We start from the raw sequence: 26,054 nt of genomic DNA, 5'->3' as shown, positions 1-26,054 counted from the left end.
TTACCATTATAATCCTTATTTTATGATCTAGGTAAGGGAGGTGAAATAGATGAGAGTAAAAGATAGCGAAAAGACGTCTGATATATCAAAAGGATTAGTTCTTTTAATGGTTACAGTTTGCGGATTTACAGTGGCTAACGTCTACTTGAACCAAACTCTTTTAGTAAGCATGTCCGCCAGTTTTCATGTTTCTGCAGCCAGCATAGGCATTATAGCTACTTTAGCTCAAATTGGATATGCACTAGGAAATCTTTTGATAGTACCGTTAGGAGACATCTTTGAACGAAAAAAATTGATTTTGTTTTTATTATTCGTTATATGTATTGTTCTCGCTTTGAACGCTTTATCTATCAACAAAACGTGGCTGATGGTTACAAGCTTAGCTTTAGGGATGGTAACGGTTGTTCCTCAAATTATTGTTCCGCTGGCTGCAAATATCGCTTCAGATCATAATAGAGGAAAAGTTTTAGGGAATGTCGCCATTGGATTAGTTTGTGGTATTTTAGGCGCTCGGCTTGCTAGTGGTTTTATTGATGTTCATTTCGTCTGGCGAATGGTGTATTGGACGTCTGCTGCGGCTACACTTTTTTTGATTTTGTTAGTTTACGTCTATTTTCCAAGAAGTAAAGGAGGAAATGCGACCAGTTATAAACATTTGCTCATGTCGTTAGGTCCGTTATTTATAAAAGAAAGAACCCTGCAACAAGCATGTGTAAGTCAGGGAATGATGTTTGCTTCTTTTAGCACATTTTGGACCACGCTTGTCTTTTTATTACATACACATCCCTATTTCTATGGAAGTGACATGGTGGGGGTAATAGGGTTAGTCGGGATAACGGGAGCATTTGCCACGCCGATTATCGGACGTTTAATTGATATAAAAGGGGCAAAGTTTGCAAGTCTTTTGTGTATGTCCATATCTTTACTTGCTTTTATAGGTCTTATACGGGGAGGGTACTAGTTACCTGGATTAATTTTAGGAGCTCTCCTTATAACGGTAGGGACTCAAGCGAACCAAGTTGCCTGTCAGTTTACTATTTTCCAATTAGGAGAAGAGAAAAGAAGTCGATTAAATGGATTATATATGGTTTCCACATTTTTAGGCGGGTCCCTAGGATCTTATGTGGGTTTACTTGCATGGAGTAAGTGGCAGTGGTATGGAGTCTGTGCCATAGCCATACTGGTGATAGCCATTAGCTTTTGTTCTTTAATTCCCATGAAAATTCCTAAAAAAACAATAGGAAATTTAATGAATAAGAAAGGAAGTAATATGTAATGAGAACACATACAGATAACTTTCAACGAGGATTAGATATATTAGCTAAGATTGATCCAGAGAATTATGAGGATATAATGGCAGGCTTTGAACAGTCAGCTCTCCCTGATTTAGGAATGCTAGCTGTAGAGTTTAATTACGGACAAATTTTCTCGAGACCAGGTTTAGACTTAAAGTCACGCCTTCTTGCTGCAGTGGCTGGCCTAACTGCATTAGGTAATACGGAACAGCTGAAATTTTATATAAACGGGGCGTTGAATGTTGGGTGGACACAGGAAGAAATTTTAGAAGCAATGTTACAGATGGTTATTTATGCTGGATTTCCTGTAGCTTTAAATATAATTTTGACAGTTGCTAATGAAGTCTTTTACGAAAGAAATGAAAAGGAGAAACAAAATGATTATTGATAGTCATGCACATGTGGCTTTACCTATAGAGAAACATATTAAAATGATGGATGACAGTGGAATAGATAAAACCGTATTGTTTTCTACTCTTGTTCATCCAGAAAAAAGCAGCAATGTTAAAGAATTTACCACGGAAATGAACAAACTAAATCAAATTCTAAATAACGAGGTAAATCCCGTACAAGCACGCTTAAATGCGCTAGAAGAAGTAAGCGGTGCGATTAAGCAGCACCCAAATCGGTTTGCAGGGTTTGGTTCAGTTCCTCTTTCTTATTCTCCGGGTGATGTAACTCTAAATGACTGGATAGAGAAACTTGTCAAAGAGCAAAAGATGAAAGGTCTCGGAGAATTTACTCTTGGTACAGGTCAAATTCCATTGTTAGAACCTGTATTTAAAGCAGCAAGTGACTATATGTCTTTGCCGATTTGGGTACATACTTTTCATCCTTTGAACTTAAAGGATATTCAAGAGTTATTTCTTCTCACTCAAAAATATGAAAATGTGCCGGTTATATACGGGCATATGGGAGGAATTCATTGGCTACAAACGATAGAAATGATAAAAGACACTAAAAATGCTTACTTAGATATATCTGCATTTTATACAACATATGCCTTGTCTTTGGCTATAAAAGAGATACCTGAAAGAACGTTATTTAGTTCAGATTTTCCATATGGAGATCCATATTTAAATTTACAGGCTGTTAAGCGTCATACATCTAGCGGAGAAGTTGCAGATAGAGTGTTGGGTGGAAATATCTCAAATCTGTTACATATATAAATTCAGCGTTTTTGTTTGATGTTATGTTGTATGGGATAACTAGCAGTGAATTTTAAAATTATTTTCTGCTTTGAAATAAAAAAAGGCAGCCCTCTGTTTGGCTGCCTTTTAAACAAGATTGAACAACTAGAATTACGTTTTATCACTACATATGATGAATTCCGTTTAAAATATATCATATTCTGTAGTCCTCCAGTTTCTTAATTCCTCTCTCGGGGATAACTTTAAAGACTCACACTGTAAAATCTACTTACTTAATTTTGTTTATTGCTAACAAGAGTGACATGCGGAGTTTTACCTTTTGATTTCCTAGATGAAAGATAAACGCCCACAAAGATAATAAGTAGTCCAATGATTACGTTTGGAGTAATTGTCTCTCCCAGTAGTAAATAACCCCATACCATGGCCGAGGCAGGGATTAGGTAAGTAACCGTCGCTGCTAATTCAGGGCCACCATTTTTATTGATATAAAAATAGATTAACTGACCCAATCCTGAGCCAAAACAGCCGAGACCCACAATTGCCAGAATCGGAAGTGGATGAATCAACAAATCTAATTTAAATGGTTCGGTAATCAACATCCCAACTAAACCGATGATAGCACCTGTTAGTAAGGTAAAGGTTGTTATAGTTAGTACGCTCACCTCAGACAAAAACCGTTTTGTTAACTGCCCAGCAAGCCCATAGCAGATACAAGCAACAAGCATTGTTCCAATTCCAACAAACCCTTTCCCGAAAATCTGACCAAATTGAAAATCCATAAGGACGAGTATCCCGAAAAAACCGATAAGAATACCAATCCACTGACGTCCGGTAAGTCGATAAGAAAAAAGAATAAATCCGATGAGACCTGTCCAGATTGGAGTGGTCGCATTCAGAATGGAGGCAGTCGTACTGTTTATCTCAGTTTCGCTTAAGGAAATTAATCCCCAGGCTAAACCACAGTTAAATATACCAACAACAATCAACGCCTTCCAGGGCAGTTTCTCTTTAACTTTTCTACGCTTCCACCATAAAAACGGGAGCAAGATGATTGCACCTGCTAAACAACGAAAAAATACAATTCCCCATATTCCAGCTGAGGGAAGCAGCCACTTCATAAATACAAAAGATAAACCCCAAATTAAACTAAGCCCAATTAAGGCTCCATACAATCGAAACATAATACACCTCCTTACTTCACTTATTATGGCAAATTTTGTTGATTATTTCATTCCGGAATTTTGCTTTGTAGAACATTTTCTCATGTTTTTTTGTTTTCGTTATCTCGACAACTTTCTCTAGGTATATAAGGTATTTCTTTTTTTATAAAATAATAAATTCGACGTTATTCATAGGAATAATTCGGAAAACTTTAGATTTTTTATTGAAAAGGGAACGTTTGTTCTTGTATAATATAGAGAACGAATGTTCTTTTTGATAGGTTCTTTGGATCGATTATGAGCAGCTACCAAACAGAGTCATTAGGTGTATCGACATGAAGGCATTCTTTGCTTTGTTTTTTTCTATATTAAATGCAAACGTTGAAGAAGAGGAGAAAATGAGCTTGTTGGAGGATGTTGTAATCAGCGTGAAAGAAGCCTATGCCCTTGCCAAAACGATTGATTAAATTGGGCTTTCTCTTTAAGAGCACCCAACTATACCATCATCTTAAAGAGAAAAGATAACCAATATATAAATTATATAAAATTAGTTTTCTAAGGAGAAATAACATTGAACTCTACACTCAATAATTCAGAAGATATAAAAAGGGAAGAAGGACAAAAGCAGCTGCTTGAAAAAAGTCTTCAAGCTCATAGAAATAAAAAATGGATAATCAACTTTACTTGTACTATATCTTTTCTTTTAGCAATCTTATGTTTTTGCTTTCAAGTGCCGGACGCTATAATTATTACTGTTATCTTACTGTTCATATGTGTAACTTTCCAAATCGCACATAAGATGTTAGATAGAAAAATAGAGCTGCGCTTGAAACGTATAAAGCAGGATCATAGAAAGATCATATTCAAGATAAAATAAATCCTAACTTCCTGCCTATACTTTTCTAAAGTTTAGAAACTCTTGCCACGAATCAATAACACGTCATCTTTTTGCTTGTTCGTTTAAAGTTAGAGGTTTTTGAATAGATGTAATCCAAGAATGAACGCTTTTTTACTTGTTATTGGACTCACTCGATGCTTTAGTTTAAAAAAGGAGGGCTTTATGAATTACTCTAAACTGCTTCAATATCCAGGCTGTATTTATTTAAACTCTATATTTGAACCTGAGGATAACGCGTTAATAGTGGATATTGAACGTTGCAAAATTAGTGGGAATGTAACTGAAGAGATAACAGGAGAAAGCACTTCTTCTTCATATGCCTCTATTGATGTGGATTACGCACTCCCTATAATTCGACTTACATTTGATTGGTACATTGCATACTCTGTTAGAAACGAAAGTTTTACTGCGATAGATGAGTATGAAATGTATAAAGGAAGCGCTTTTGCAGTTTATTCAAAGTCCAGATATTTAGATTTTATTGAAGTTGATACCATAGCTGACGATATACACCCTGGCCCGTTTAAGCACTATGGAATACATGCTTTGAATCATATAATTGATGTGGTTTCAACTGAACCTCCAAGTATTTCAGTAATACAAAGAGATCGCGAACAAGAGTAAAAAATGAGGTTAATATGTGGCACATTAACTATATTAAGAGGTAGCAACGCTTAATGGATCAAGAGGTGTTATAAAGCAAGGGTAGCTTTGCTATACCATTTTGGAATATTTAAGATATTTAGACATGCTTTAGAGAAAAGAAATACAAACAACTTATTATTAATTGAAGAGGGCTATAAACATACGAGGTAAAAATAATGAAATTTTATGAGGCGTTAACCTATGTAAATGAGAGCTTTTATGAACCCAATCACTTCGTTATAAAAGCTATTCGAGAAGAAGCTCAGAATTCAGCTTATGGCGCTGGTACCTTTCAGTTAAATTTAAAATCTGTACGATTTAGGGTGGCGAAAACTACCCCTAACAAGGTAGGGCAGTTTGTATCCTTTTGGGAAAAAGATGCGACCTATAAAAACCAGGCCTTTTCGTATGGAAAAGCTACCGATCTATTAGTTATTAATACCTTCACTAGTACAAATAGATTTGGACAATTCGTTTTTCCAAAAGAAGTTCTTTTAAAACAAAAAATCCTTAAAACGGCTACTACAAAAGGTAAAATGGCAATTAGAGTGTATCCGATATGGGATAAACCAACTAGCAAACAAGCTATGGAAACACAAAAATGGCAATTAGAATATTTTGTTGAGACGAACGATGCGAATAATTTGCTCCATCAAAAATTATTAAAGCTATACACCTAGATGGGTAACGATTGAAGCCTTACATATGAATTAGCAAGTACACTTTACATAGTATAAGAAGGGTCAATGCATAACAAAGACAGGATTCATTCAGTTTGTTGATGCTCTTAGTAATTTATTTATCTTCATGGATCACATGCGGTTAAGTAAACTAATTGATGTTCGCATTGTATAATGAGCGAACCTACTTGAAATGTTTATAATTTTAATAACTATCACGTCAGTTTAAGAAGGGCATTTCCTACATTTGAAGAATAGTAACACCATTAAATGAATTGACGGCTGACTATATCATTGCTAGAGCCACAGATTAAAAAATTGAATAGGAGTGTTCCTTGATGACAAATAGTAAAATGAATCCTAAGGTTGATGAATTTTTAACTAAAGCTAAAAAGTGGAAAGAAGAATATGAGACGTTGAGAAAGATTGTTCTTGACTGTGAGTTGACCGAAGATTTTAAGTGGATGAATCCTTGTTACACGTTCGAGAAAAAAAACATTGTTTTAATGCATGGATTTAAAGAATACTGTGCGCTGCTGTTCCCCAAAGGTTCTCTGTTACAAGATTCTCATGGTATTCTAATCCAACAAACGGAGAATGTACAAGGGGCACGACAAATTCGGTTTACCAATGTGCAAGAAATAGCTGAAAAGGAAGCCATCTTGAAAGCTTATATTGATGAGGCCATCGAGGTGGAAAAAGCCGGATTAAAAGTCCAAGTTAAAAAGCCTGAAGAACTCATTATTCCTGAAGAGCTGCAGCATAAATTTGATGAAATACCTGCTTTAAAAACGGCTTTTACTACACTGACTCTAGGACGGCAAAGAGCATATATTCTTTATTTTTCTGCGGCCAAACAATCTAAGACTCGAGAATCAAGGGTTGAAAAATGCATTCCGAACATTCTTAATGGAAAAGGATTAAATGATTAGTACATTTTATTTAAAACGTGGCCAATATAAATTGTTAATGTATTTGAGTCAAAAGTGAAACAAGGTTAAGTGAACTGACTGATGTTCCATTTGTATAAAAGTAGAGTAAATTAAAAAAAATTTATTTGAGGAGAAAATGCTATGGAAGTTTTTGCAGAATATTTAGCGCGTATAGATAGCCCTGACCACCGTGACCGAACAGAGGAGGTTTTGACTTGGATTGCTAATACTTTCCCGAATTTGGAACCACAAATCAAATGGAATACGCCAATGTTTACTGATCGTGGAACATTCATCATCGGCTTTGCCTCAGCGAAACATCATTTGAGCGTTTCACCTGAAGAAACAGGCATGGCGCACTTTAATCATGACATTGCCCAAGCTGGATACAGCGCTACCAAAGGCCTGTTCCGAATTCTATGGACTGAGCCAGTAAACTATGAATTACTTAAAAAAATAATTGAGTTTAATATGTTAGATAAGAAAGACTGTTCAACTTTTTGGCGGAAATAAAAAGCAGGTTATGAACGGAGAAGAAGGAGGGGACAGAACGGTGGACTTTGAAATGGTTATGAAAGACCTTGAAGCGCTTGGTACGGAACGAATTAAAAAGACTTACATAAACAATGGTGCACACGATCCACTTTTTGGAGTGGCAACAGGAAAAATGAAGCCGATTGCAAAGAAAATTAAGAAAAATCAGGCTTTAGCCGAGCAGCTTTATGCGTCTGGTAATTATGACGCTATGTATTTTGCCGGTATCATTGCAGACCCAACAGAGATGACTGCGGAGGATTTTGAGCGTTGGATCGATAAAGCGTATTTTTACATGCTATCCGATTATGTAGTTGCAGTAACGTTGTCAGAAACCGATTTTGCGCAAGTTGTTGCTGATAAATGGGTGGCAAGTGATGAAGAACTTAAAATGTCGGCAGGATGGAGTTGTTACTGCTGGCTTTTGGGTAATCGTCCTGACAAGGAATTTAGCACAAGCAAGATTGCCGATATGCTTAATCAAGTGGAAAACACGATTCATGATTCTCCAGATCGAACGAAATCGGCTATGAATAATTTTATCTATACAGTCGGTGTTTCATATTTGCCGCTTCATGAGAAGGCGCTTGAAACTGCAAGGGCAGTAGGTCCAGTCGAAGTTAAGAAAGATAAGAAAAAAAGTAGTATTCTTCTTGCTGCCGAAAACATTCAAAAGGATATAGATAGAGGAAGGCTTGGTTTTAAACGCAAACATGTAAGGTGTTAGCATGATTTGTGATGGAGTTGCACTATCTAAAAGGAGACTAACAAGCATTTAATAATAATTAGTTTACTATACGTAGGATGTTTTGTTCCTTCATAAACCATCCGTTGAAGAAGTGGCAGAGGATGAAAGCAAAAAAGTTCTTGGGAAAAGGGGAGATTAAAGATGAACATCCGAAAGGAAAATCTAAGGATCTGTCATAAAGGACACAAATATTATAAAAGCAGTAACTGTCCGACCTGCCCAACCTGTGAGCAAGAACGCAAACCTAAAGAGGGATTTATTTCCATGCTATCAGCACCAGCAAGACGAGCATTGGAAAGCAACGGGATAACTTCTTTGCAGCAGCTATCAACATTTAGTGAAAAAGAGATATTACAATTTCATGGCATGGGGCCGGCTTCTTTACCTAAACTTAGAACAGCTTTGCAGGCCAATGGGTTAGCCTTTAAAAATTAAACATTAAGAACAGTTAAAACAAGAAATAGATCTGGATAAAGTGTACGAATACGCTGAATTTATGGATATGGAAGGAGGTTAAGAAATAAAAAAGTAGTGGGAAAAAGAAGGGTTGGAGATTTAAGTTGAATAACAAATTAGATAAAGCATTAGCGTTACGAAAGAATGGAAATCACAAAGAATCTAACGAGTTGCTAAGTGAATTAGTTAAGGAATTCCCAGACAATGCTTTATATAACTATCAATGTGCTTGGAGCTTTGACATATTAGGAGAAGAAGAAAAGGCAGTGCCCTTTTACAAAAATGCCATAAAGATAGGGTTACCTTCTAAGGATATGGAAGGTGCAGTGTTGGGGTTGGGCAGCACATATAGAGCCTTAGGGGAATATGAAAAGTCAAAAGATATATTTTTAAAAGGGATGGAATTATTCCCAGATAATCATGTAATTAAAGTGTTTTATTCTATGACCTTGTACAATTTAAAAGAACATAATCAAGCGATGGAACTGTTACTGAAATGCTTACTACATACGACAAATGACAATGAAATACTAAGTTATAAAAAAGCCTTACATTTTTATTCAGATAAACTGGATCAGACTTGGAAGTAGCTTGTGAAATTCACTGAATATACGTTCTTTTTCTGAAACGAGGAGATGACTTTTTTTGTAACATTATTGGCAGAGTTCCTTTGATCAAATGATAGATTGTGAAGAAATACATTTAAACTATAGGAGGCTTTGATAAATAAGAAAGCCCTTACATATTATATATGTCTAATATGTAAGGGGCCCTATAAGAATTACATTTGAAATAGGAGATCTTTTCTTTTAATCTTGCGGTTCTTTCTTTGTTGAAGCATTTATGTTTGTACAACTCTATCCTTACTAAACTCTTCTTCAATTAGCTTATCCATGAGAAAATGATAAAAAACGTGATAATTTGTTTTAGTTAGTTTGTCCAGTTCCTGGTGAGTGATAATGTTATGTTGGATGAGTAAACCTATAGCAGCTGATATACAATTTACTTTTAAATCTTCTTCCCCTAACATATAAATCACCTTCCCTTAGTTACTAAGTAACCCATTCTATATAATAGGCATACTTAAGACACGGACTTATATAAGCTCTTTTCTCAATATTGCTCTCGTGCTGATAGAAAATGATAATAAAATGTTCTTAACACTTTTTAATGCATACTGTTATTTTTATATACTTCGCTTTCTTTTCCTGCAAAAAAAACTAAATGATTTAAAATTTCCCTTATTATGGAATTTTACATTTATTTTTAACAGTTAGGGAAGCTTTTGAACACTCAGTATGTATCTGAATGTCAACACCAAGAACTTATGAACGCCATCCAAAGAAAGTGAATAATGGAATTTATTTTAATGGGTTCTTATTATTCATCTTATGTAAATGCGAAATAAATGTGGTTTTCCTGTAAGTAAAAAAGGCAGCTTTAACTATGTCATAAACCTCCCTATAGGTAATTATTAAATTATATAGGGAAATTTACATCTCAATAAAATACTGTTATTACAAGTTAGTGAGGTAGAAGTATGAAAGAAACCAATAGTAAGAATTTAAAATCTGAAATTATAAAAAAGCATGAGGTATTATTTGCAAAGAGACTAGAACTTGAGAGTGAAGCAAGCCGTTTGATGTTAGAAATTAATTTATTAGATGCACAGAATACTCTTGATAAAGTAAATCAATTAAACCAACAGATAGATGATATAACCTCTGAAATGGATTATTTGAAACAAGCCCTTGAAGCTATCAATTAAGCTATATATCAAAGTGTAACTAATTCTATAAGTATAACGACGAGCAAATTTAAGGGGGATTAAACGGTCTTTTCCCGATAGAATAAATCATGGAACGTGCAAGGTGAAGGTTATTTTTCCAAGTGCATTTTGAGCCACTGGAATACGTGAGTTAATGTATAAAATTGACTCTGATACATTAAATAAAATCAAAAAGACTATTGAAAAAAAAGAAAATGAATTCGAATAAAAATTCATTGCAGACAGATAGAAAATGTTTCTGTCTGTTTTTTATTTGTCGATAACAGAGTATAATTCTACTATATAGGTACTTCCAAAAGATGGAGAGATATAGATGATGAAATCAAGGTTGATTGCTATTTTTCTATTACTCTTAGTAGTAGCAGCTGGTTGTCAGAATAAGGATGAAATGGATAAGAAGGAAATTAGTAAACTCGCTTCAGCAGTAGCGGCTACGTATATGAAAGACGAAGGAGACATTGATTTTGTTCCCAAAGATGTTGAATTTTTAGGTGGAGAAGATTTAAGTACAGTATTAGTCCACGGGTATGCTAAGGGTAAAGAGAAGAAAAAAGAAATGTCTGTCACAGTAGATTATGGCGATGATTACCGAGTAACAGGATACGGATACCATTAAAAAGAAAACCCATGCATAGAACTCTGTACATGGGTTTTTCGTATGTGACGAGCGACAAGCTATGACTATGGATTGGAACTGTCATTTAGAAGTATAAACAAAAAGAAACAAAAGGTGACTTAAAAGAAACAGAGGATACACTAAATAGTGCGAACACTAAGCTAGCTGAGCTAACAAAACAATTAGAGGAAGCTAACAATCAAGTCATGAAAGCCAAAGATGAAGTGGAAACTACCAATGCGAAAGTAGAAGGGGCTATGATTTTGAAATGGTTCAATAGGAGTACAAGGAACAGATGAATGCTTATAATAATTAGAAGAGGAAGTTAGGAGGGGATAGCCGAGGCTGCTATGGATTTAGTTTCGGTTATACCATCTTTCTATAAAAATATTAACAATCTATAAAAAAACCTGACTTTATTTCTTTAACATTTGAAAGCAGATTGAAAATCAGGATCCGTAAAGGTATGATTTTACGAACTTTCAAATAGACTTTAAACTTCACTTCAAGTTATTTCCTCCTATTAGTTAAAAAGATTATACTTTCATGTTTTTTACTACATATGCAAACCAAAATATAATGGTGATTATTGAAGCAATGAATAACTGAGGATAAGTTAAATATATCGGAATTGCAATTGCTACTATTACTATTACACCTGAACCTGCTATTTTATTCTTGGAGTAGCTTATTCAAGTTAAAGGAGAGTGTTTTATATGTTTAGTAAGAAAAGAACATATCAAATATTAATAGCTATTGTTGGAGTTTCATTTGTCATCTATAACTACACATTAAAATCTAGTGTAAGTGAACAGACTGACTCCTATATTATTTTTCCTATTAGTATTGCATTGTTTTTGTTATTTGCCTTTATGTACATTAAACTAGATAAAAAAAGCGATTAAAAACGCTACTTTTTTTATGCATTCTTAGAACATTTACTTTTTTTATGCATTCTTAGAACATTTACTTTTTTTATAAACCTTATGAAATCAAGGATGTATAAAAAGCTGCATACTACTGTTTGGACGACAAGCTTAGAGCCCTTGATACATAAGAGCTCCTTTTTTCCATATCTTCCGGAAAGAGACATTATGTAAACTAGATCTGTATATGGTATGCAATAGGTTTCCTGAAGTACATCCGTTAAAATTATGTAAATATGTAACTTTTATGAAACTTATTCGTATATATTATAGGAGGCGATAGTATGAACATAATAAGTATTAATTGGGCAGATATAATCTTTCAAATCTTTTGGTTAGTTTTATTAGTTTCTCTAGGCTTGTTTATTTGGAAAGTTATTAATGTTAGAAAACAGAATAAGCGCTTGAATAAGAACTGATAAGCTGTTTGCTTATACATAGAATAATGAAATTTTTATTGCTGTCTTAGTAATTATTTCGATTCCGTCCTTGGTTTGTTTTTTTGGACGAAAAGAAGAGTAAACAGTAAAAAGAGCACCTAATTACTAGAATAGGTGCTCTTTTCGTTCCTAGAATCTGGATTATGGTAACTAGCTTTGCATATGATATGCCTAACTTTGATTATTGGATTGTTTCTAACGATAGCTTATAACAGATATGCTTGTTCTGATAAAAATCCTTAAGTATCTAATTTTTCTGTGAATTACATATTATAAAAAAGAACAAAGCTTCATTTGATTTTAAACTTTGTTCTTCCTGTTTATCATTTAAAGTATAGAAGGTAGACAGTTTAGACAGATTAAAAAGTCAAAAAAGAGTATCTAATTAACTTTTAGCAAGTCTAAAAAGCTTTGATAGCAAGTCTCTTTGTAATATTGATGGGAATTTATATCTTCGTTCATTAGCCATTGAATGAGCAATCCATCTATAATAGCGCGCATGGTTTTTGAAGTGTTTTCTATATTAATATTCTGTTCAAACACTCCTGTTTTCTGACCAGAAGTAATAATGTCAGATGTAATGCCCCAACAGTTTTGATAAAAATGATGATTAATTTTTCTATATGTTTCATTTTGACCTGCCTGAGACAAGAAATCTAAATAAACTCTATAAAATTTTGCATTTTTCCCAGGGGCGACAAACACTGAGTTTACATAAGCTTTTAATTTACCCAAGGGAGTAGACTCTGAATTCACTGATGCAAGCTCATAGTTATAGATTTTATTTGTAAGCCACTCAAGGAGTTGAGATAAGGTATCTTCCTTATTTTCAAAATAATAATGGACGACTCCTTTACTAACTTCTGCATGATCAGCAATACTCTGTAAGGTAACCGAATTATAACCTTGTACTGACATAGCTTGGAAAGCTGCTCTTAATATTTGATTCTTTCTCTCTTCTGCTTTTTTCTTCATAATAAACCTCCAGCAAACTAAACATACAAATTAGTATACAACATTTTATAAAATTTGAACAAAAATTATTCTGACCGGTCAAAAAAGTTTGACCGGTCAGAATAATAATGTATACTAGAAGTAGTTTCACAAAGGAGGAATGACAAAATGAAAGATCAATTCAAAGCGCTAGTAGTAGACAAAGTTAATAATGAATTTTCAATGAATGTAAAAAATATTTCTCTAGAATTTTTGCCTAAGAGTGATGTCTTAATCAAGGTACATTATTCGGGGATTAACTATAAAGATGGGCTAGCAGGTACTCCTGATGGTAAAATCGTAAGAAATTATCCATTTATACCAGGAGTAGATTTAGTAGGTGTAGTCGTTTCTTCTAATGACCCTCGCTTTCATCAAGGAGATGAAGTCATTGCAACAAGTTACGATATAGGTGTTTCCCACTTTGGTGGATACAGCGAATATGCCAGTATTCCAGGTGATTGGATTGTACCTTTACCTGAAAATTTGACTCTTAAAGAAGCCATTGTAGTAGGAACAGCAGGCTTTACGGCAGCCCTATCTATACAACGTCTAGAGGAGAATGGGGTGTCACCAGAAAAAGGAAAAGTTCTTGTGACAGGTGCAACCGGTGGCGTTGGCAGTTTTGCGGTCTCATTTTTAAACTCTCTGGGTTATAAAGTAGAAGCTAGCACAGGGAAAGAATCGGAGTATGAGTATTTACGAAAACTCGGAGCTTATACCATTATTTCAAGGGATATGACGTATGGAGGAAAGGTTAAAGCTTTAGGGGCACAAAAATGGGCTGCAGCAGTTGACCCTGTTGGGGGGGATCCTCTTTCCTCTGTTTTAAGCCAGATTCAATATGGAGGTTCAGTTGCTGTTAGTGGGTTAACAGCTGGGACAAAACTGGCCTCTACTGTTTTTCCATTCATTTTAAGAGGCGTCAATCTACTTGGAATTGACTCTGTATACTGTCCAATGGAAACACGTTTAAAAATATGGCAGCGCATAGCAACAGATTTCAAACCATCTAATTTTGAAGATTTTATCTCACAAGAAATTAATTTAAATGAGCTTCCTACTGTTCTTCCTAACATTTTAAAAGGGCATGTAAGAGGAAGAACGATTGTAAAATTAGTCTGATAAAAAATTTATATTGAGATTTCTTAATGTAAAAAATCAAGCACTATAAAGGATTTTTAAAATATTTGAGAAATACATCCAAAAAAGTTAAGGGTTAAACCCTTAGCTTTTTTCGTGCCTAGAAGGTACATTATGGTAACTAGCATTAATAAGCAAGGCTATTTATGTTAGAGTGTACATAGAAACATGTATGAGTTTGGAGGCAGAGTCGTGAAACGTGCAATAGGGATATTTCTTCTTGCTCAAGCTTTATTAACATACTTAACTATTAAGATGATGTATACTCCGTTTATCGTTAAAACATTAAATAGAGATACTGGAGTTATGACAGTTTCATATAGTTACCCTTTAATGTACTGGTTAATTTGTATAGCTTCGGGCATTATGCTTATAGTGGGAACGTATCTAGTTTTCGCTAAAGAAAGAAAACAGATCTTTAACTAAAGGTCTGTTTTTTTATTTCTACCGATAACACGTTTTATGGTAACTAGAAATGAATAGCTTATGAAAAGTATTTTGAGCCTTATTTTGTATAGTTATTTGTCTGTTTTACGATAATCTTTGAAATAGTAGATTATAAAAATGGAAATAAAGAAACCGATGAAAAGTCCAATAAGACTTTCTATCTGAACATCTTTATCTCCGATTATTTGACCATAAATTATTCTAAATACAATGCCAATAAAAGATAGAACAGAAGCTATTATGGTAATACGTAAAAACTTGATAAAAACCCCACCTTTTCATTGAGTTTATTACCTTTTTTCAACATATCCAAAAGACTTATACATAAAAATCAGCATTTTGCATTGCTAATTTTTCCCGGAAAAAACATTATAGCAAATAATACAGCTAGTTTTTTTGTTGGTTTTTAATATTTTTATAATACATTTGTATATATGCCATTATAGAAATATAAGATAACTAATATATTAATATACACTCTTTTTTTGTTACTTTTTATCTTTTCTGGTTCATCGTTTACGGACTCTTTAATGAATAAGAGTCTAATTTGTATCACGCAGCTCACAGAAGCTATCATAAGCGCAATTAACACCATAATTTGAAAAGAAGGTAATTTGAACATCTTTTCCCTCCTGGTATTTGTAAATATGTTCTATTTTTATACTTACCCTCTATATCTCATTAAACGCATTATTTATAATCTTCTCTTGGTTCCTGTAATGTTGATTGTATAAATTTAATTCGGGGACAATGTAACATATATATTGAATAATGTAATGTATATGTTACACTTAAATTAGGAAGGAATTGGTTTATATTGAAAAACAATGTAAAGATATTTCGTGTACAGGCTGATTTAACTCAGCATCAATTAGCTGAAAAAGTTGGTGTTACCCGTCAAACCATTAGTCTAATTGAAAAAGGAAAATATAATCCTACATTAAAACTTTGCTTAGAAATATGTTATGCAGTCAATAAAACCTTAGATGAGATTTTTTGGGTTGATCAGGAGGAGATTTAAATGAAAGTAATAACAGACGAAAGACTTGTTATCAAAAACTTAAAAAATATTCGTTTTGCGTTTGCTTTTCAAACTTTAGCACTTGTGGGGATTGTACTATACGACGGTATTACGAAAGGATTCAATAATATTACCGATAATCCTATATGGCTAGTTTTGATACTTACCAGTGTCATATTAGGGTATTTAAACTTAAGTATTTCCGTTGACTCCTATGAAAATGAGAGACGAATTAGAAAATTGCCTTATTACTTATTAGTATTATGTTGTTTAGCTGCCGGAGTTATTTTTGGCTTACTAACAAGGATAACATCTGATAGTAGCATGGCTGATAGCATAATAATTGGTTCAGTTATATTTTTATGTTTTTTAGGAACTTTTTCATTTGGTTATTTTTTAATAAAAAAACGTTCTAAAGAGGATGAAGAATAATCTATAAACAATTCCTGGAATACGTTTTATATTAACTACACTTTTATACTCTAAATAAACTGTTTTTCGATAGGGGTAAATTCATAATTACTTGATTTTGGACAGAAGGTTCCAAAAAAATATCCCCTCATTACTTAACGATTATCTAATGTGAGATACTTTTTTTATTTGAATTCTTTTTTCATAATAGAATTCAGATTCTTTTTAGCTTGGTGCCTCTTTTTCACATAAGTCTTCTTCACTCTATAAAAGAAACCTCAGTTCAAGTCATACATTTGAACTGAGGTTTCCTATTATCCTCGAAAGATTAAATTTATTTTTTATTTACTTGGCGTCCACTTTTTTTCTGGCTCTGGGAACTTGTGTTGCCAGTTTGAAATTCATTGCCTAATTCAACATCATTTCTTTTATCTTGCTTCTCTACTTGCTCTCTTGTTTGATTCTTTTTCTGTGTCCCTTGTTTTGACATTACTTATCTCATCTCGCTTTCATTTAGTATTGTTTTTAATATGTGCAACTATAAGAAAAAACATATAAATTAAATAAATAATTTGTTAGTTGCTTCTGAATCAAAACCCTATTGATCACCAAGCCAACCCTAGGATATAAACAACCGAGCACATCTTACATTACTACTTACACTTCACCTAATGCAGTAATTACTCTTTTTTAGTTTTAGGGGGGACGGACAAGCTTTATGGAGTTAATTTGATTTTGGAATAGGTAAGAATAGTATCGTAAAAAGGACACATAATTAGTAAAACAATTATTGTTGTTTAATGTGTCAAGAGATGAAGATTTTACTCATTTTTGGAGGAAGTTGTAATGGAGAAAGATCAAACGTTGAAAAATGCGATGAATGAATGGGCACGTGTAACTGAGGATCCACAAATGTTAATGACTTATGAAGTAAAACAGGAATTCCAAGTAGATGAAACATGGACATTAAAAAAAGCTGAAAAGCAAGGAGAAAAAAGAGCTATTAAGAGAGTAGCATTAAGAATGCTGCAAAAAGGTATGGATAATCAAACAATATTTGAATTAACGGAGCTTACAGAAGAAGAGATTGAACAGATGCGTAAATAACGAATGTAAACCGAGGGCAGGAAGGAATAGATCCAAAACAACATTTTAGTTTATCACAATAAAAAAAGGGCTACCCCAAAATAGGAAAGAGGTAGCTTGCTCTATTCAAGCAAAAAGTTAAATACGTTGGTTGAGTTAAAACAACTACATTATTTTAACATGTATAAATTTTTTAGTAAAACGCTATCATTTCCAGTTTTATTACCTGATTTCCTCTGCTAAAATGGAACCATAGGGATGAAAAGAGAAGGGTAGATGAGGCATATGAGTACGAGTCTATTGCTAACTTTAGGGGTTATATTTTTGGCAACAATAGCTATAGCCATTTTAATTAAGATTCCAGAAGAAGATTAAACTGAATAATAAAATGAAAAGCTATCTCAAATTATGAACGAGATAGCTTTTTGACTGCTTTATGTCTCATTTGAAAAATTAAAATTGATTTTATATAGAGGAATTAAATGCATAAAAATTAATTAAAAACAAATACTTTCACTGTCATAAATAAAAAGGAGGCTAGATAAAGATGGATGCACAAAGAGCACAAGAAATTGCCGATTCAGTGGACATGGCCAATGTCATACATAACGGGAAAAGCATTTACATTGAGCATGTAGACCAACAAAATGGGGTAGCTACAATTCATAACCTGGATGAACCAAATAGTAAGCAAAGTGTTTCTATAACTGAACTAACAGAACAATAATTTACTCTTAGAATAAAAAAGCCGTTTTATGTAGGCTTTTTTATTTTTCTCCCATAGGATAAGAAGAAAAATAACCGCATCAGAAAAGTGTTGTCAGATCAAGGATGTATAAAAATCTAATCGTAATGAACTTCACTTTTAAGTGGAGGACTCAATATAATGAAACACGACTCCTTATAACTTCCATCTTTCAAAGGAATCCCTTCCCAACAACAGAAAATCAAGCAAATAAGAAAACATTGAGAGTTAGGAGTTGTTTTTTCGTTTATGTTGACTTCTACGAAATTTTATTGTAGGATAATCTATATCATCAATAAACACATTAAATACTTATCCTACGATGTACGTTATGCCCTATTTGTTTTGAACCGTACTGTTTATTTGGGATTCCTACATTTGTTGACTGATGCCATGCCTGTCTTTGACACAGGATCGCTGGAACGTTAATATGCGGAAACCCACCTGCGAGATCGCGGGTTCACAAAACAGATTGGGAGGACGACATAGGTGGGAATCCCTTAACTATACATACCGTGCTAGACGGGGAGATGGCGGTGCCCTGTAACCTGCAATCCGCCTTAGCAGGGTTTAATTCCTAACAGAGGTATGAGTCAGGTAAGGTCTGACTTGGACAAGTGGTGTTGACAACTAGGTCCTGCACAACAGAAACCTATGAACATGGTCAGGTCCGGAAGGAAGCAGCCATAAGTAGATTCTTCTGTGTGTTGCAGCACAGCCCGGTCGAGCTAACTGTACAAGTAACGCTTATTTGATCATGTCAATGACGGGTGCACGGTGTTTTTTACTTAGCAATTTTTATTTAGTGTTAAGAAAACTATCTTTAATAGGTCTGGTGGCGATAGCAGAGAGGTCACACCCGTTCCCATATCGAACACGGAAGTTAAGTTCTCTAGCGCCAATGGTAGTGGGGACTTTCTCCTCGTGAGAGTAGGATGTTGTCAGGCAAAAAAACAGCCCATCATATCAATGATGGGCTGTTTTTTTGTATATTAATTTCGTTTGAATTGATTTCTACGAAATTAAATGTTATGTTTTACGTAATTTATTAGTACATGTAGGAGGATTTAGAGTGAAAAAAAATAGCCTAGAAGTTATTCCGTTGATTGATGAATTTAGCCGATGGTTAATAGAATCAGGCAAATCTGATAATACGATTAAAACCTATCGAGCAGTGCTAAACCAATTTCATGAATGGCTTCTAAGTGAAGGTAAACATTTAGATCAAGTAACAAGAAATAATGTCCAAGCTTATATGATTAACCTTGAATCTAATAATAAAAGTGCGTCGACTATAGAAAAAGCTTTTGTCACAATTAGCGTTTTTTCACGCTTTCTTGAAAAATCAGAAATTGTTCAAAATATTGAACGTAAACAAAAAGAGAAAAATAACGAGGGTGTACCACAGTCATTAGAAGCAAGTGAGCGTGAGCGCCTTTTATCTGAAGTAAAGCAACAGGGAAACCTTCGTGATATTGCTATTGTATATACTTTATTACATACAGGGATTCGAGTATCAGAGATTTGTGCTTTGAATCATAAAGACGTAAAGGTTAACAAATCTGACGGTTTTTTAATTATCCGTAATGCTAAAGGGTCTAAAAAGCGACTTGTTCCTCTTTCTACAGAAGCAAGAAATAGTTTAAAGAAATATATTGATTCACTTGATTCTAATCATGAAGCTTTATTTGTCTCTAATTTTGATAGAAGAATGTCTGCACGTACGGTTCAGTACATGTTAAAAAAATATAATGTAAATCCTCATAAATTACGCCATACTTTCTGTCATGAGTTAGTTAAGAAAGGGATAGATATTGCAACAGTTGCCGAATTAGCAGGCCATTCTGATGTGAATGTTACAAAACGATACCTAAAATCTTCTACAAGAGATTTAGAAAATGCGATTACGCAAACCTTTTTATAAAAATAAGCTCTGTAACAAGAATCATGATTCTTGTTACAGAGTTTTTTTATTTAGGTGTATGTTCCTACTTAAATAATTGCAAAATTAAGTATTAAAACACATTTTACATAGATATTGACTTCTACGAAATTATAAGGTAAAATAATTTTTGTTGGTAGCGAAACAGATATTAATTATTAAATTACTAGTCCATGTTTCATAAGAATGGGGCAGCCTACCAATAAACGCGACTTACTGTAATTTCTTTCTATACTTATTGGTGGCATAGCTACGTGGTAAGGTCAAGGTGTGCAATACCTTTCCTTTATCACCGATCAAATTCGGTTGCCGTCTCCACATTCTAAGAGAGAACTTAGAAAGGACCTTTAGCTCAGCTGGTTAGAGCAGACGGCTCATAACCGTCCGGTCGTAGGTTCGAGTCCTACAAGGTCCACCATTGAACCTGAAATATGGAGGAATACCCAAGTCTGGCTGAAGGGATCGGTCTTGAAAACCGACAGGGGTGTCAAAGCCCGCGGGGGTTCGAATCCCTCTTCCTCTTCCATTGTCTCTTTATTATTATCGCGGGGTGGAGCAGTTCGGTAGCTCGTCGGGCTCATAACCCGAAGGTCGCAGGTTCAAATCCTGTCCCCGCAACCATTTTTCACATGCGGATGTGGCGGAATTGGCAGACGCGCTAGACTTAGGATCTAGTGTCTTATGACGTGGGGGTTCAAGTCCCTTCATCCGCACTATTTTAGGAAGCGCCCGTAGCTCAATTGGATAGAGCGTTTGACTACGGATCAAAAGGTTAGGGGTTCGACTCCTCTCGGGCGCGCCATAAACGGGAAGCAGCTCATTTTGGTAGAGCCCAAGTCTGATAAGCGTAAGGTCGGTGCCAATCCCACTTAGGCCTACTATTATTCCACAGTATCTCTCAGTAGGAGATCCATACAGAGAAGTACCCAAGTGGCTCAAGGGGCTCCCCTGCTAAGGGAGTAGATCGTTAACACGGTGCGAGGGTTCGAATCCCTTCTTCTCTGCCATTTTATAATTTTATCTGGTCCGTTGACCGAGTGGTCGAGAAATTGTCCTTTTAAAAAGGTAACACGGGTTCGAATCCCGGACGGGTCATTACAAAAAAGACAGTTTGCTGATAAAGCAAGCTGTCTTTTTATTGGATAAGAGATATTGCTTTAATCCAATATGTAAAACTAATTTAAATGTTATTAGAATGAAGATAAAAAGCATTTGATAATAGTGCCTATAACTCGGAGTATGTCAACAGAGATATTTAATAAATTTCAACATTGTAGAAACGCTCCAGCTATAACCCCAAAAGAACCAGCCCTAACAAAAAAGCACTCACCACAAGTGAGTGCTTTTCCATTAAATAAATAATCCAACCATAATACCTGTTAAAATCGAGCCCATTGTCGCGACTAACAGCATCTTTAAGCCGAACTTCGCAACGCGTGAAGCTTGTTCGCCATTGATTGCTTGAATCGTACCAAGAACGATGCCAATTGAGCTGAAGTTGGCAAATGAGATTAAGTAAGCTGATACGATACCGACTGTTTTTTCAGAAAGGTGAGGCATCATTTTTTGGAAGTCAAGCATAGCAACGAATTCGTTTGCTACTACTTTTGTTCCCATTACGCCGCCGGCTCTCATTAGTTCGTCTGCCGGAATACCCATGATAAAGGCAATTGGGTAGAAGATATAGCCTAAAATGTCTTGAACCGTTAATCCGATGACGCCGTTTAAGACGTAGTTCACTAATGCTAAAAGACCAACGTACGTTACAAGCATCGCTGCTACGATTAACGCAACGCGTCCACCGTCTAGTGCTCCGTCGCCGATTGCTTCAAACAGGGTGCCTTGCTTAGCAGGTGCTTTGATATCCACTTCGTTTTCATCTTCTACTTTTACTGGTGCAACGATAGAAGAAACGATTAAGCCAGAGAATACGTTTAGCGGAAGGGCAATTAAGACGTATTCCGCCGGAATCATCTGCATGTACGCGCCTAGAATCGAACAAGAAACGGATACTAAAGACGTTGTTGTAACGATAAATAAACGGTTTGGTGTTAAACCCCCGATGTGGTTTTTCACCGCAATTAGCGCCGTTGTATCACCGAAAATCATTGCGTTCACGGCTGTGAAGCTTTCAATTTGGGGAAGTCCCGTAATTTTTGAAACAAGTCCTCCGATATATTTGATCCCAAAGGGTAAAATACGAGAGTAGTTTAAAATACTTAATAATGCTGAAACGAATACAATCATAACTAACGTTTGGATAAAGAAAATGCCTTTTCCTGCAAGATCTCCAAACACGAACGAAATTCCGTCGTTACCAAATGATAAGATCTTTGTAAATACACTTGTGATAAAGTCAAGCACCTTGCGACCAATCGATGTATTCATCATAAAAGCAGAGATAGCAAGCTGGATAACCAGCATAACTGCGATGCCTTTATAGTTGATAAGTTTCCTGTCGTTCGACATGAGGAATGCAACTGCTAAGATAATTACAATCCCGATAATTCCCATTAAAATTGACATTTACTTTTCTCCTTACATGTATTCTATATTTATAAAAGAGGGACGTGCATAGAAATGACTATGTAAATCGGCCTCTATTTTATACAAAAACGGAACTTTTACGCCAATTTTGTTAAAAATGGGCAAAATTTTTTAGGCCATTGTAAAAAATGACGTAATTGTAAAATAATATTTACTATGTGCTATTATGTAAAGAAACATGCAGAGCTGACATAATAACTTATATTTCGACAGCCTCTACTATCTTAAATCATTTCGAACAAAAGAAAAAGAGGAAATGAAGATATTTTTAATATAATTGTGAAATATTTTTTAAACTTTCATGATATTGCCAAGATTTTAGTGGGATACACAAAAGATAAGAACGCCATCTTTAAAATGTGGTAAAATATGACGTAATTAGTAAGGGAAAAAGGGGAAGGGAGAGGTACAAATGAATGAACGTAAAATAATTCATTTAGCAACCGGAACGCCTGAACAAATGGCTTACAGTCCTGACAAAGAAATGCGTACAGGCATATGCAAGAAGCAAGTAGACGAAACGTTTTTAGCAAAAGAAGGGTTTCAAGGTGACGGCGTAGCGAACTTAAAGTATCACGGCGGTCCGGATCGTGCGGTGTGCGTATATCCGTATGAGCACTATAAAAAATGGAACGAAGAGTTTGATACGGAGCTCCCCATGTCTGCGTTTGGAGAAAATCTTGTTGTTGCAGGCATGCTTGAAAAAGAAGTATGCATTGGAGACGTTTATCAAGTAGGAGACGCCGTTATTCAAGTGACGCAAGGTCGAAATCCATGCGACACAATTACAAAGCGAACGGGCGTTAAAGGAATTTTAAAACGAATGATTGAGACAAGCTATACCGGCTATCTTTGCCGCGTGCTGAAAGAAGGTACGATTACGCAAGATGCGGAAGTGAAATTGATTGAAGCTCATCCAAACCAAGTATCCGTTTGGTTTACGCTTGATTTATATTTCCATCGCTCAAAAGATGTAGAAGGAATGCAGCGGGCTTTAGAAGTGGCTGAGCTGGCTGAAGACTGGAAGCATAAATTTCAAACGCGCATTGAAAAGGCGCTTTCCGTCGCGCAGCGATAAAAAGTAAATGCCCTCTAATCGTTAGAACGTATCTAACGATTAGAGGGCATTTTTTTCTTAGAAGCGTCCGTATCCTAAGAAATGATCTTGATAATAAGAAACATCTAGGTCAGCTACAGCTACACCGTGTGAACCAGCATGAATCATTTGGCCGTTTCCGATGTAGATTCCCATGTGAGATGGGCCGCTTGTGTATGTGTTTTGGAAGAATACTAGATCGCCTGGTTGTGGAGACGAAATTTTTGTCGCCATGTTCCAGTAGTTGGCTACGCTTGTACGTGAAATGCTGTGACCGCTATGGTTGAACACGTATGCGATAAAGCCTGAGCAGTCAAAACCGCTTGGTGTGTTTCCTGCCCATTGGTAAGGTGATCCTACTAAACTACGTGCAACATTTACTGTGCTTCCAGAAGCCGTGCTTGTTGTTGGAGCAGGTGCTGGTGTGCTAGTTTCTTGTGCTGCAGATGTAGATGCAGATGCTGTAGAAGTAGAAGGAGTTGATGTGCTTACACCTTTTACTTGGCTTGCGCTTGGTTTACCTGATGCAATTGTTACGTAGCTTGAGCTTTTTGAAATCCATTTGTTTGGTGCAATTTCAACTAAGCCGTTTGCTTCTTTTAAAATAGCAAACTCTTGACCTTGTGTTGCAGTTCCAACGACTGGAGATGAAAAGCTAGCTCCTTGACGAATATTTAACGCACTCACGTTTACGATGACTTTTTGATTAGTAGTAGTAGTTGCTTGTTGTTGAGGTACGCTTGGCGTTACCTTTTCTTGTACGGGTGCTGGTGCAGCGCCTCCGTCATTAGCACTTGCTGAAGTTGTGCTAAATGTTAGGGCAGCGGGAACAAGTAATGCTGCTAACCCCATATTCATAACTGTACGATTTGCTTTCTTTAGCATGTTCTTTCTCCCTTTCCATAACTTGTTTTATTCACAAGTGTGAGTCTATCAATCCTGACAGGAAAAGTAAACATCTAATTCCAAATTACGACATTTTGTAACATAGTTTTAATATTAAAGGGCGATATAAGTAGAATTGTCACCTTCTCTGTAATAATTCTGACAATTTATCTAGGTAGAAATGTTTAGGAGATTCATAGATTTATTAGAAAATATGTAAGCTAAATGAAAAATGGGAGCAGAAACCCAGCAGCTGAATGGCTTCAAGGCTTTTAGGATGTATAAAAGCTATAGATAAAAAGTGATATCGTCACTAGCGATGCACTTTATTTTTTCTGGATGAGCACATAGAGAAGAAAGATAAGCTGTCATAATAGAAACTCAGTTACTATAACTGCTATACATGAAGTACATTAAAAGCGTGCAATTGAAGTGAGCAAAAAAGAAGCGTAGTATACAAGGAGGAATGAACGCGTGAGTCATTTACATTCATATAGGTAGGAGTGGTTGTTGTATGAAACAGTCATCATCTTTTATTAATGGAATTCTTTTAGCTGCTCTCGTATTGATTTGGGGATTAACGTGGCCGATGTCGAAGCTGGCACTTGGCTATTCATCGCCTATTTTGTTATCTGGACTGCGGTCATTAAGTGCGGGAATCATCTTATTAGCAGTCGCACTGCCAAGATATAAACAGCTTCACTGGAAGCAGAACTGGCGTAAATATATGGTGTCAGGTCTATTTAATTCAATCTTATTCTACGGTCTGCAAACGATTGGACTTATGTTTATGCCAGCAGGGGTCTTCAGCGTGATTGTCTACTTGCAGCCGGTGCTCATCGGCATCATTGCATGGATGTGGATTGGCGAAAGCATGAACGCTGTGAAGATAGGGGGGTTGCTTCTTGGCTTTGTAGGTGTAGCTACCATCAGCACGGGAGAATTATCTGCTAATGCTTCAGCCGTTGGAATTTTTTTAGCTGTCCTTACGGCACTGAGCTGGGCGATTGGAACCGTTTATATCAAGCGTATTAGCGACAGTGTAGATGGCATTTGGCTTATTACCGTTCAAAGTCTTGTCGGCGGAGTGGTTATGACAGCAGCTGGAAGCGGAGTGGAAGGATGGTCTCATATGGTGTGGAATTCATCATCTATGCTGCTGCTTTTATTTTTAGCACTGTTTTCCGTTGCCGTTGCGTGGCTCATTTATTTTTATTTAATCAGTAGAGGAGAGGCCAGCAAAGTGGCGTCCTTTAATTTTCTTGTTCCGATTATTTCAATTGTCATCGGTACACTCTTTTTAGACGAACCGTTTACGTCGTCACTTCTTGTAGGGCTGGTGCTTATTATTATCAGTATTTATTTAGTAAATAAAAAAGCGAAGAATCAAAAGTTAAAGCCCTCTGATGGAGGAGACCAGGCAGCGTAAAGCTATCCATAAAAAAACCGTATTCGCAACTCGAATACG

Annotated in this window: 27 protein-coding genes, 6 tRNA genes, 1 rRNA gene, 2 other RNA genes and 1 pseudogene; 31 read left to right on the top strand and 6 right to left on the bottom strand. The window is 35.5% G+C overall.

From position 1 onward, the window contains the following. The first annotated feature begins 49 nt into the window (after nt 1-49). The 3 genes and pseudogenes from ACFX4E_RS14870 (at nt 50) to ACFX4E_RS14860 (ending at nt 2,464) form a co-directional block, all read left to right on the top strand. Nucleotides 50-1,276: pseudogene (locus ACFX4E_RS14870) on the top strand (MFS transporter). Next, on the top strand, nt 1,276-1,683 hold the full coding sequence (locus ACFX4E_RS14865; RefSeq protein ID WP_377238598.1) for a carboxymuconolactone decarboxylase family protein: 408 nt from the start codon (nt 1,276-1,278) through the stop codon (nt 1,681-1,683). The pseudogene ACFX4E_RS14870 and the gene ACFX4E_RS14865 overlap by 1 nt, the downstream one beginning before the upstream one ends. Further along, nucleotides 1,673-2,464 (top strand): amidohydrolase family protein, encoded by a 792-nt coding sequence (locus ACFX4E_RS14860; RefSeq protein ID WP_377259106.1) that lies wholly within the window; start codon nt 1,673-1,675, stop codon nt 2,462-2,464. Before ACFX4E_RS14865 ends, ACFX4E_RS14860 begins: the two co-directional genes overlap by 11 nt. Nucleotides 2,465-2,718: 254 nt before the next feature. On the opposite strand, the gene ACFX4E_RS14855 is transcribed toward ACFX4E_RS14860, so the two are convergent. Next, complete coding sequence (locus ACFX4E_RS14855) at nt 2,719-3,627, bottom strand: DMT family transporter (protein WP_377238596.1); 909 nt, start codon at nt 3,625-3,627, stop codon at nt 2,719-2,721. Between the two features lie 314 nt (nt 3,628-3,941). Here ACFX4E_RS14855 and ACFX4E_RS14850 point away from each other — a divergent pair, with 314 nt between their 5' ends. From ACFX4E_RS14850 to ACFX4E_RS14815, 8 genes are all read left to right on the top strand, one after another. After that, nucleotides 3,942-4,073, top strand: coding sequence for a hypothetical protein (locus ACFX4E_RS14850; RefSeq protein ID WP_255256546.1), 132 nt, complete (start codon nt 3,942-3,944; stop codon nt 4,071-4,073). 593 nt (nt 4,074-4,666) lie between these two features. Beyond that, on the top strand, nt 4,667-5,128 hold the full coding sequence (locus ACFX4E_RS14845; protein ID WP_377238595.1) for a hypothetical protein: 462 nt from the start codon (nt 4,667-4,669) through the stop codon (nt 5,126-5,128). 194 nt (nt 5,129-5,322) lie between these two features. Beyond that, nucleotides 5,323-5,829 carry a MepB family protein gene (locus tag ACFX4E_RS14840; RefSeq protein ID WP_377238619.1) on the top strand — a complete coding sequence of 169 codons (507 nt, stop codon included), beginning with the start codon at nt 5,323-5,325 and terminating at the stop codon, nt 5,827-5,829. A 338-nt stretch (nt 5,830-6,167) separates the two neighbouring features. After that, nucleotides 6,168-6,761 (top strand): YdeI/OmpD-associated family protein, encoded by a 594-nt coding sequence (locus ACFX4E_RS14835; protein WP_377259103.1) that lies wholly within the window; start codon nt 6,168-6,170, stop codon nt 6,759-6,761. A 141-nt stretch (nt 6,762-6,902) separates the two neighbouring features. Continuing rightward, nucleotides 6,903-7,274: an iron chaperone gene (locus ACFX4E_RS14830; protein WP_377238593.1), complete on the top strand. Its 372-nt coding sequence runs from the start codon at nt 6,903-6,905 to the stop codon at nt 7,272-7,274. 40 nt (nt 7,275-7,314) lie between these two features. Beyond that, nucleotides 7,315-8,022 carry a DNA alkylation repair protein gene (locus tag ACFX4E_RS14825; protein ID WP_377238592.1) on the top strand — a complete coding sequence of 236 codons (708 nt, stop codon included), beginning with the start codon at nt 7,315-7,317 and terminating at the stop codon, nt 8,020-8,022. A gap of 162 nt (nt 8,023-8,184) precedes the next feature. Beyond that, nucleotides 8,185-8,478, top strand: coding sequence for an RNA polymerase alpha subunit C-terminal domain-containing protein (locus ACFX4E_RS14820; RefSeq protein WP_328240888.1), 294 nt, complete (start codon nt 8,185-8,187; stop codon nt 8,476-8,478). A 125-nt stretch (nt 8,479-8,603) separates the two neighbouring features. Further along, complete coding sequence (locus tag ACFX4E_RS14815; protein WP_028409553.1) at nt 8,604-9,089, top strand: tetratricopeptide repeat protein; 486 nt, start codon at nt 8,604-8,606, stop codon at nt 9,087-9,089. Between the two features lie 251 nt (nt 9,090-9,340). Here ACFX4E_RS14815 and ACFX4E_RS14810 read toward each other — a convergent pair whose 3' ends face one another. Continuing rightward, the gene (locus ACFX4E_RS14810) at nt 9,341-9,529 is read right to left on the bottom strand and encodes a hypothetical protein (RefSeq protein WP_014458940.1); all 189 of its coding nucleotides are present in this window, start codon (nt 9,527-9,529) and stop codon (nt 9,341-9,343) included. Between the two features lie 510 nt (nt 9,530-10,039). Here ACFX4E_RS14810 and ACFX4E_RS14805 point away from each other — a divergent pair. Together ACFX4E_RS14805 and ACFX4E_RS14800 are read left to right on the top strand one after the other, a co-directional pair. After that, entirely contained in the window at nt 10,040-10,267 is a 228-nt protein-coding gene (locus ACFX4E_RS14805; RefSeq protein WP_221840950.1) for a hypothetical protein, read from the top strand. A 334-nt stretch (nt 10,268-10,601) separates the two neighbouring features. After that, complete coding sequence (locus ACFX4E_RS14800; protein ID WP_377238590.1) at nt 10,602-10,904, top strand: hypothetical protein; 303 nt, start codon at nt 10,602-10,604, stop codon at nt 10,902-10,904. A gap of 1,747 nt (nt 10,905-12,651) precedes the next feature. On the opposite strand, the gene ACFX4E_RS14795 is transcribed toward ACFX4E_RS14800, so the two are convergent. Next, nucleotides 12,652-13,245, bottom strand: coding sequence for a TetR/AcrR family transcriptional regulator (locus ACFX4E_RS14795; RefSeq protein ID WP_377238589.1), 594 nt, complete (start codon nt 13,243-13,245; stop codon nt 12,652-12,654). A 147-nt stretch (nt 13,246-13,392) separates the two neighbouring features. Between ACFX4E_RS14795 and ACFX4E_RS14790 the strand changes: the two genes are divergently transcribed. From ACFX4E_RS14790 to ACFX4E_RS14775, 4 genes are all read left to right on the top strand, one after another. Next, nucleotides 13,393-14,388 carry an NADPH:quinone oxidoreductase family protein gene (locus tag ACFX4E_RS14790; protein ID WP_377238588.1) on the top strand — a complete coding sequence of 332 codons (996 nt, stop codon included), beginning with the start codon at nt 13,393-13,395 and terminating at the stop codon, nt 14,386-14,388. A gap of 210 nt (nt 14,389-14,598) precedes the next feature. Then, nucleotides 14,599-14,832 carry a hypothetical protein gene (locus ACFX4E_RS14785; protein WP_377238587.1) on the top strand — a complete coding sequence of 78 codons (234 nt, stop codon included), beginning with the start codon at nt 14,599-14,601 and terminating at the stop codon, nt 14,830-14,832. A gap of 838 nt (nt 14,833-15,670) precedes the next feature. Further along, nucleotides 15,671-15,874 (top strand): helix-turn-helix transcriptional regulator, encoded by a 204-nt coding sequence (locus tag ACFX4E_RS14780; protein WP_033580110.1) that lies wholly within the window; start codon nt 15,671-15,673, stop codon nt 15,872-15,874. Further along, a complete protein-coding gene (locus ACFX4E_RS14775) occupies nt 15,875-16,306 on the top strand; it encodes a branched-chain amino acid ABC transporter substrate-binding protein (protein WP_377238586.1) in 432 nt (143 codons plus the stop codon). It abuts the gene before it with no gap. A 313-nt stretch (nt 16,307-16,619) separates the two neighbouring features. On the opposite strand, the gene ACFX4E_RS14770 is transcribed toward ACFX4E_RS14775, so the two are convergent. Continuing rightward, nucleotides 16,620-16,775, bottom strand: a complete 156-nt coding sequence (locus ACFX4E_RS14770) for a hypothetical protein (protein ID WP_176524009.1) — start codon at nt 16,773-16,775, stop codon at nt 16,620-16,622. A gap of 356 nt (nt 16,776-17,131) precedes the next feature. Here ACFX4E_RS14770 and ACFX4E_RS14765 point away from each other — a divergent pair, with 356 nt between their 5' ends. The 12 genes from ACFX4E_RS14765 to ACFX4E_RS14710 all read left to right on the top strand — a co-directional run bounded on the left by ACFX4E_RS14765 (nt 17,132) and on the right by ACFX4E_RS14710 (nt 21,065). Continuing rightward, a complete protein-coding gene (locus tag ACFX4E_RS14765; protein ID WP_377238585.1) occupies nt 17,132-17,392 on the top strand; it encodes a hypothetical protein in 261 nt (86 codons plus the stop codon). A gap of 526 nt (nt 17,393-17,918) precedes the next feature. Next, a complete protein-coding gene (locus tag ACFX4E_RS14760) occupies nt 17,919-18,098 on the top strand; it encodes a small acid-soluble spore protein H (RefSeq protein ID WP_028409545.1) in 180 nt (59 codons plus the stop codon). A gap of 329 nt (nt 18,099-18,427) precedes the next feature. Continuing rightward, a non-coding RNA gene (ssrS, locus tag ACFX4E_RS14755) (6S RNA) lies at nt 18,428-18,616 on the top strand. A gap of 13 nt (nt 18,617-18,629) precedes the next feature. Continuing rightward, nucleotides 18,630-18,894: signal recognition particle sRNA large type (gene ffs / locus ACFX4E_RS14750), an RNA gene on the top strand. 53 nt (nt 18,895-18,947) lie between these two features. After that, nucleotides 18,948-19,063: ribosomal RNA gene (gene rrf, locus ACFX4E_RS14745) — 5S ribosomal RNA — on the top strand. 125 nt (nt 19,064-19,188) lie between these two features. Then, nucleotides 19,189-20,040: a tyrosine-type recombinase/integrase gene (locus ACFX4E_RS14740; RefSeq protein ID WP_377238584.1), complete on the top strand. Its 852-nt coding sequence runs from the start codon at nt 19,189-19,191 to the stop codon at nt 20,038-20,040. A 359-nt stretch (nt 20,041-20,399) separates the two neighbouring features. Then, a tRNA-Ile gene (locus tag ACFX4E_RS14735) sits at nt 20,400-20,476 on the top strand. Between the two features lie 15 nt (nt 20,477-20,491). Continuing rightward, nucleotides 20,492-20,584 (top strand) — tRNA-Ser (locus ACFX4E_RS14730). A gap of 18 nt (nt 20,585-20,602) precedes the next feature. Next, a tRNA-Met gene (locus ACFX4E_RS14725) sits at nt 20,603-20,679 on the top strand. 10 nt (nt 20,680-20,689) lie between these two features. Beyond that, nucleotides 20,690-20,771: transfer RNA gene (locus tag ACFX4E_RS14720), tRNA-Leu, on the top strand. A 12-nt stretch (nt 20,772-20,783) separates the two neighbouring features. After that, nucleotides 20,784-20,860: transfer RNA gene (locus ACFX4E_RS14715), tRNA-Arg, on the top strand. Between the two features lie 114 nt (nt 20,861-20,974). Continuing rightward, nucleotides 20,975-21,065 (top strand) — tRNA-Ser (locus ACFX4E_RS14710). Between the two features lie 343 nt (nt 21,066-21,408). On the opposite strand, the gene ACFX4E_RS14705 is transcribed toward ACFX4E_RS14710, so the two are convergent. Continuing rightward, nucleotides 21,409-22,584 carry a NupC/NupG family nucleoside CNT transporter gene (locus ACFX4E_RS14705; protein ID WP_025750788.1) on the bottom strand — a complete coding sequence of 392 codons (1,176 nt, stop codon included), beginning with the start codon at nt 22,582-22,584 and terminating at the stop codon, nt 21,409-21,411. Nucleotides 22,585-23,017: 433 nt separating this feature from the next. Between ACFX4E_RS14705 and ACFX4E_RS14700 the strand changes: the two genes are divergently transcribed. After that, entirely contained in the window at nt 23,018-23,683 is a 666-nt protein-coding gene (locus tag ACFX4E_RS14700; protein WP_377238583.1) for an MOSC domain-containing protein, read from the top strand. Nucleotides 23,684-23,740: 57 nt separating this feature from the next. Here the strand turns inward: ACFX4E_RS14700 and ACFX4E_RS14695 are convergent, their stop codons facing one another. Continuing rightward, entirely contained in the window at nt 23,741-24,586 is an 846-nt protein-coding gene (locus ACFX4E_RS14695) for a C40 family peptidase (protein WP_043981056.1), read from the bottom strand. Between the two features lie 514 nt (nt 24,587-25,100). Between ACFX4E_RS14695 and ACFX4E_RS14690 the strand changes: the two genes are divergently transcribed. After that, nucleotides 25,101-26,015 carry a DMT family transporter gene (locus ACFX4E_RS14690; protein ID WP_098247858.1) on the top strand — a complete coding sequence of 305 codons (915 nt, stop codon included), beginning with the start codon at nt 25,101-25,103 and terminating at the stop codon, nt 26,013-26,015. The last annotated feature ends 39 nt before the right edge of the window (nt 26,016-26,054 follow it).

The sequence above is a fragment of the Priestia sp. YIM B13491 genome, assembly GCF_042787605.1.
Taxonomy (GTDB): Bacteria; Bacillota; Bacilli; order Bacillales; family Bacillaceae_H; genus Priestia; species Priestia megaterium_E.
This window is presented reverse-complemented; position numbering and strand designations above follow the sequence as displayed.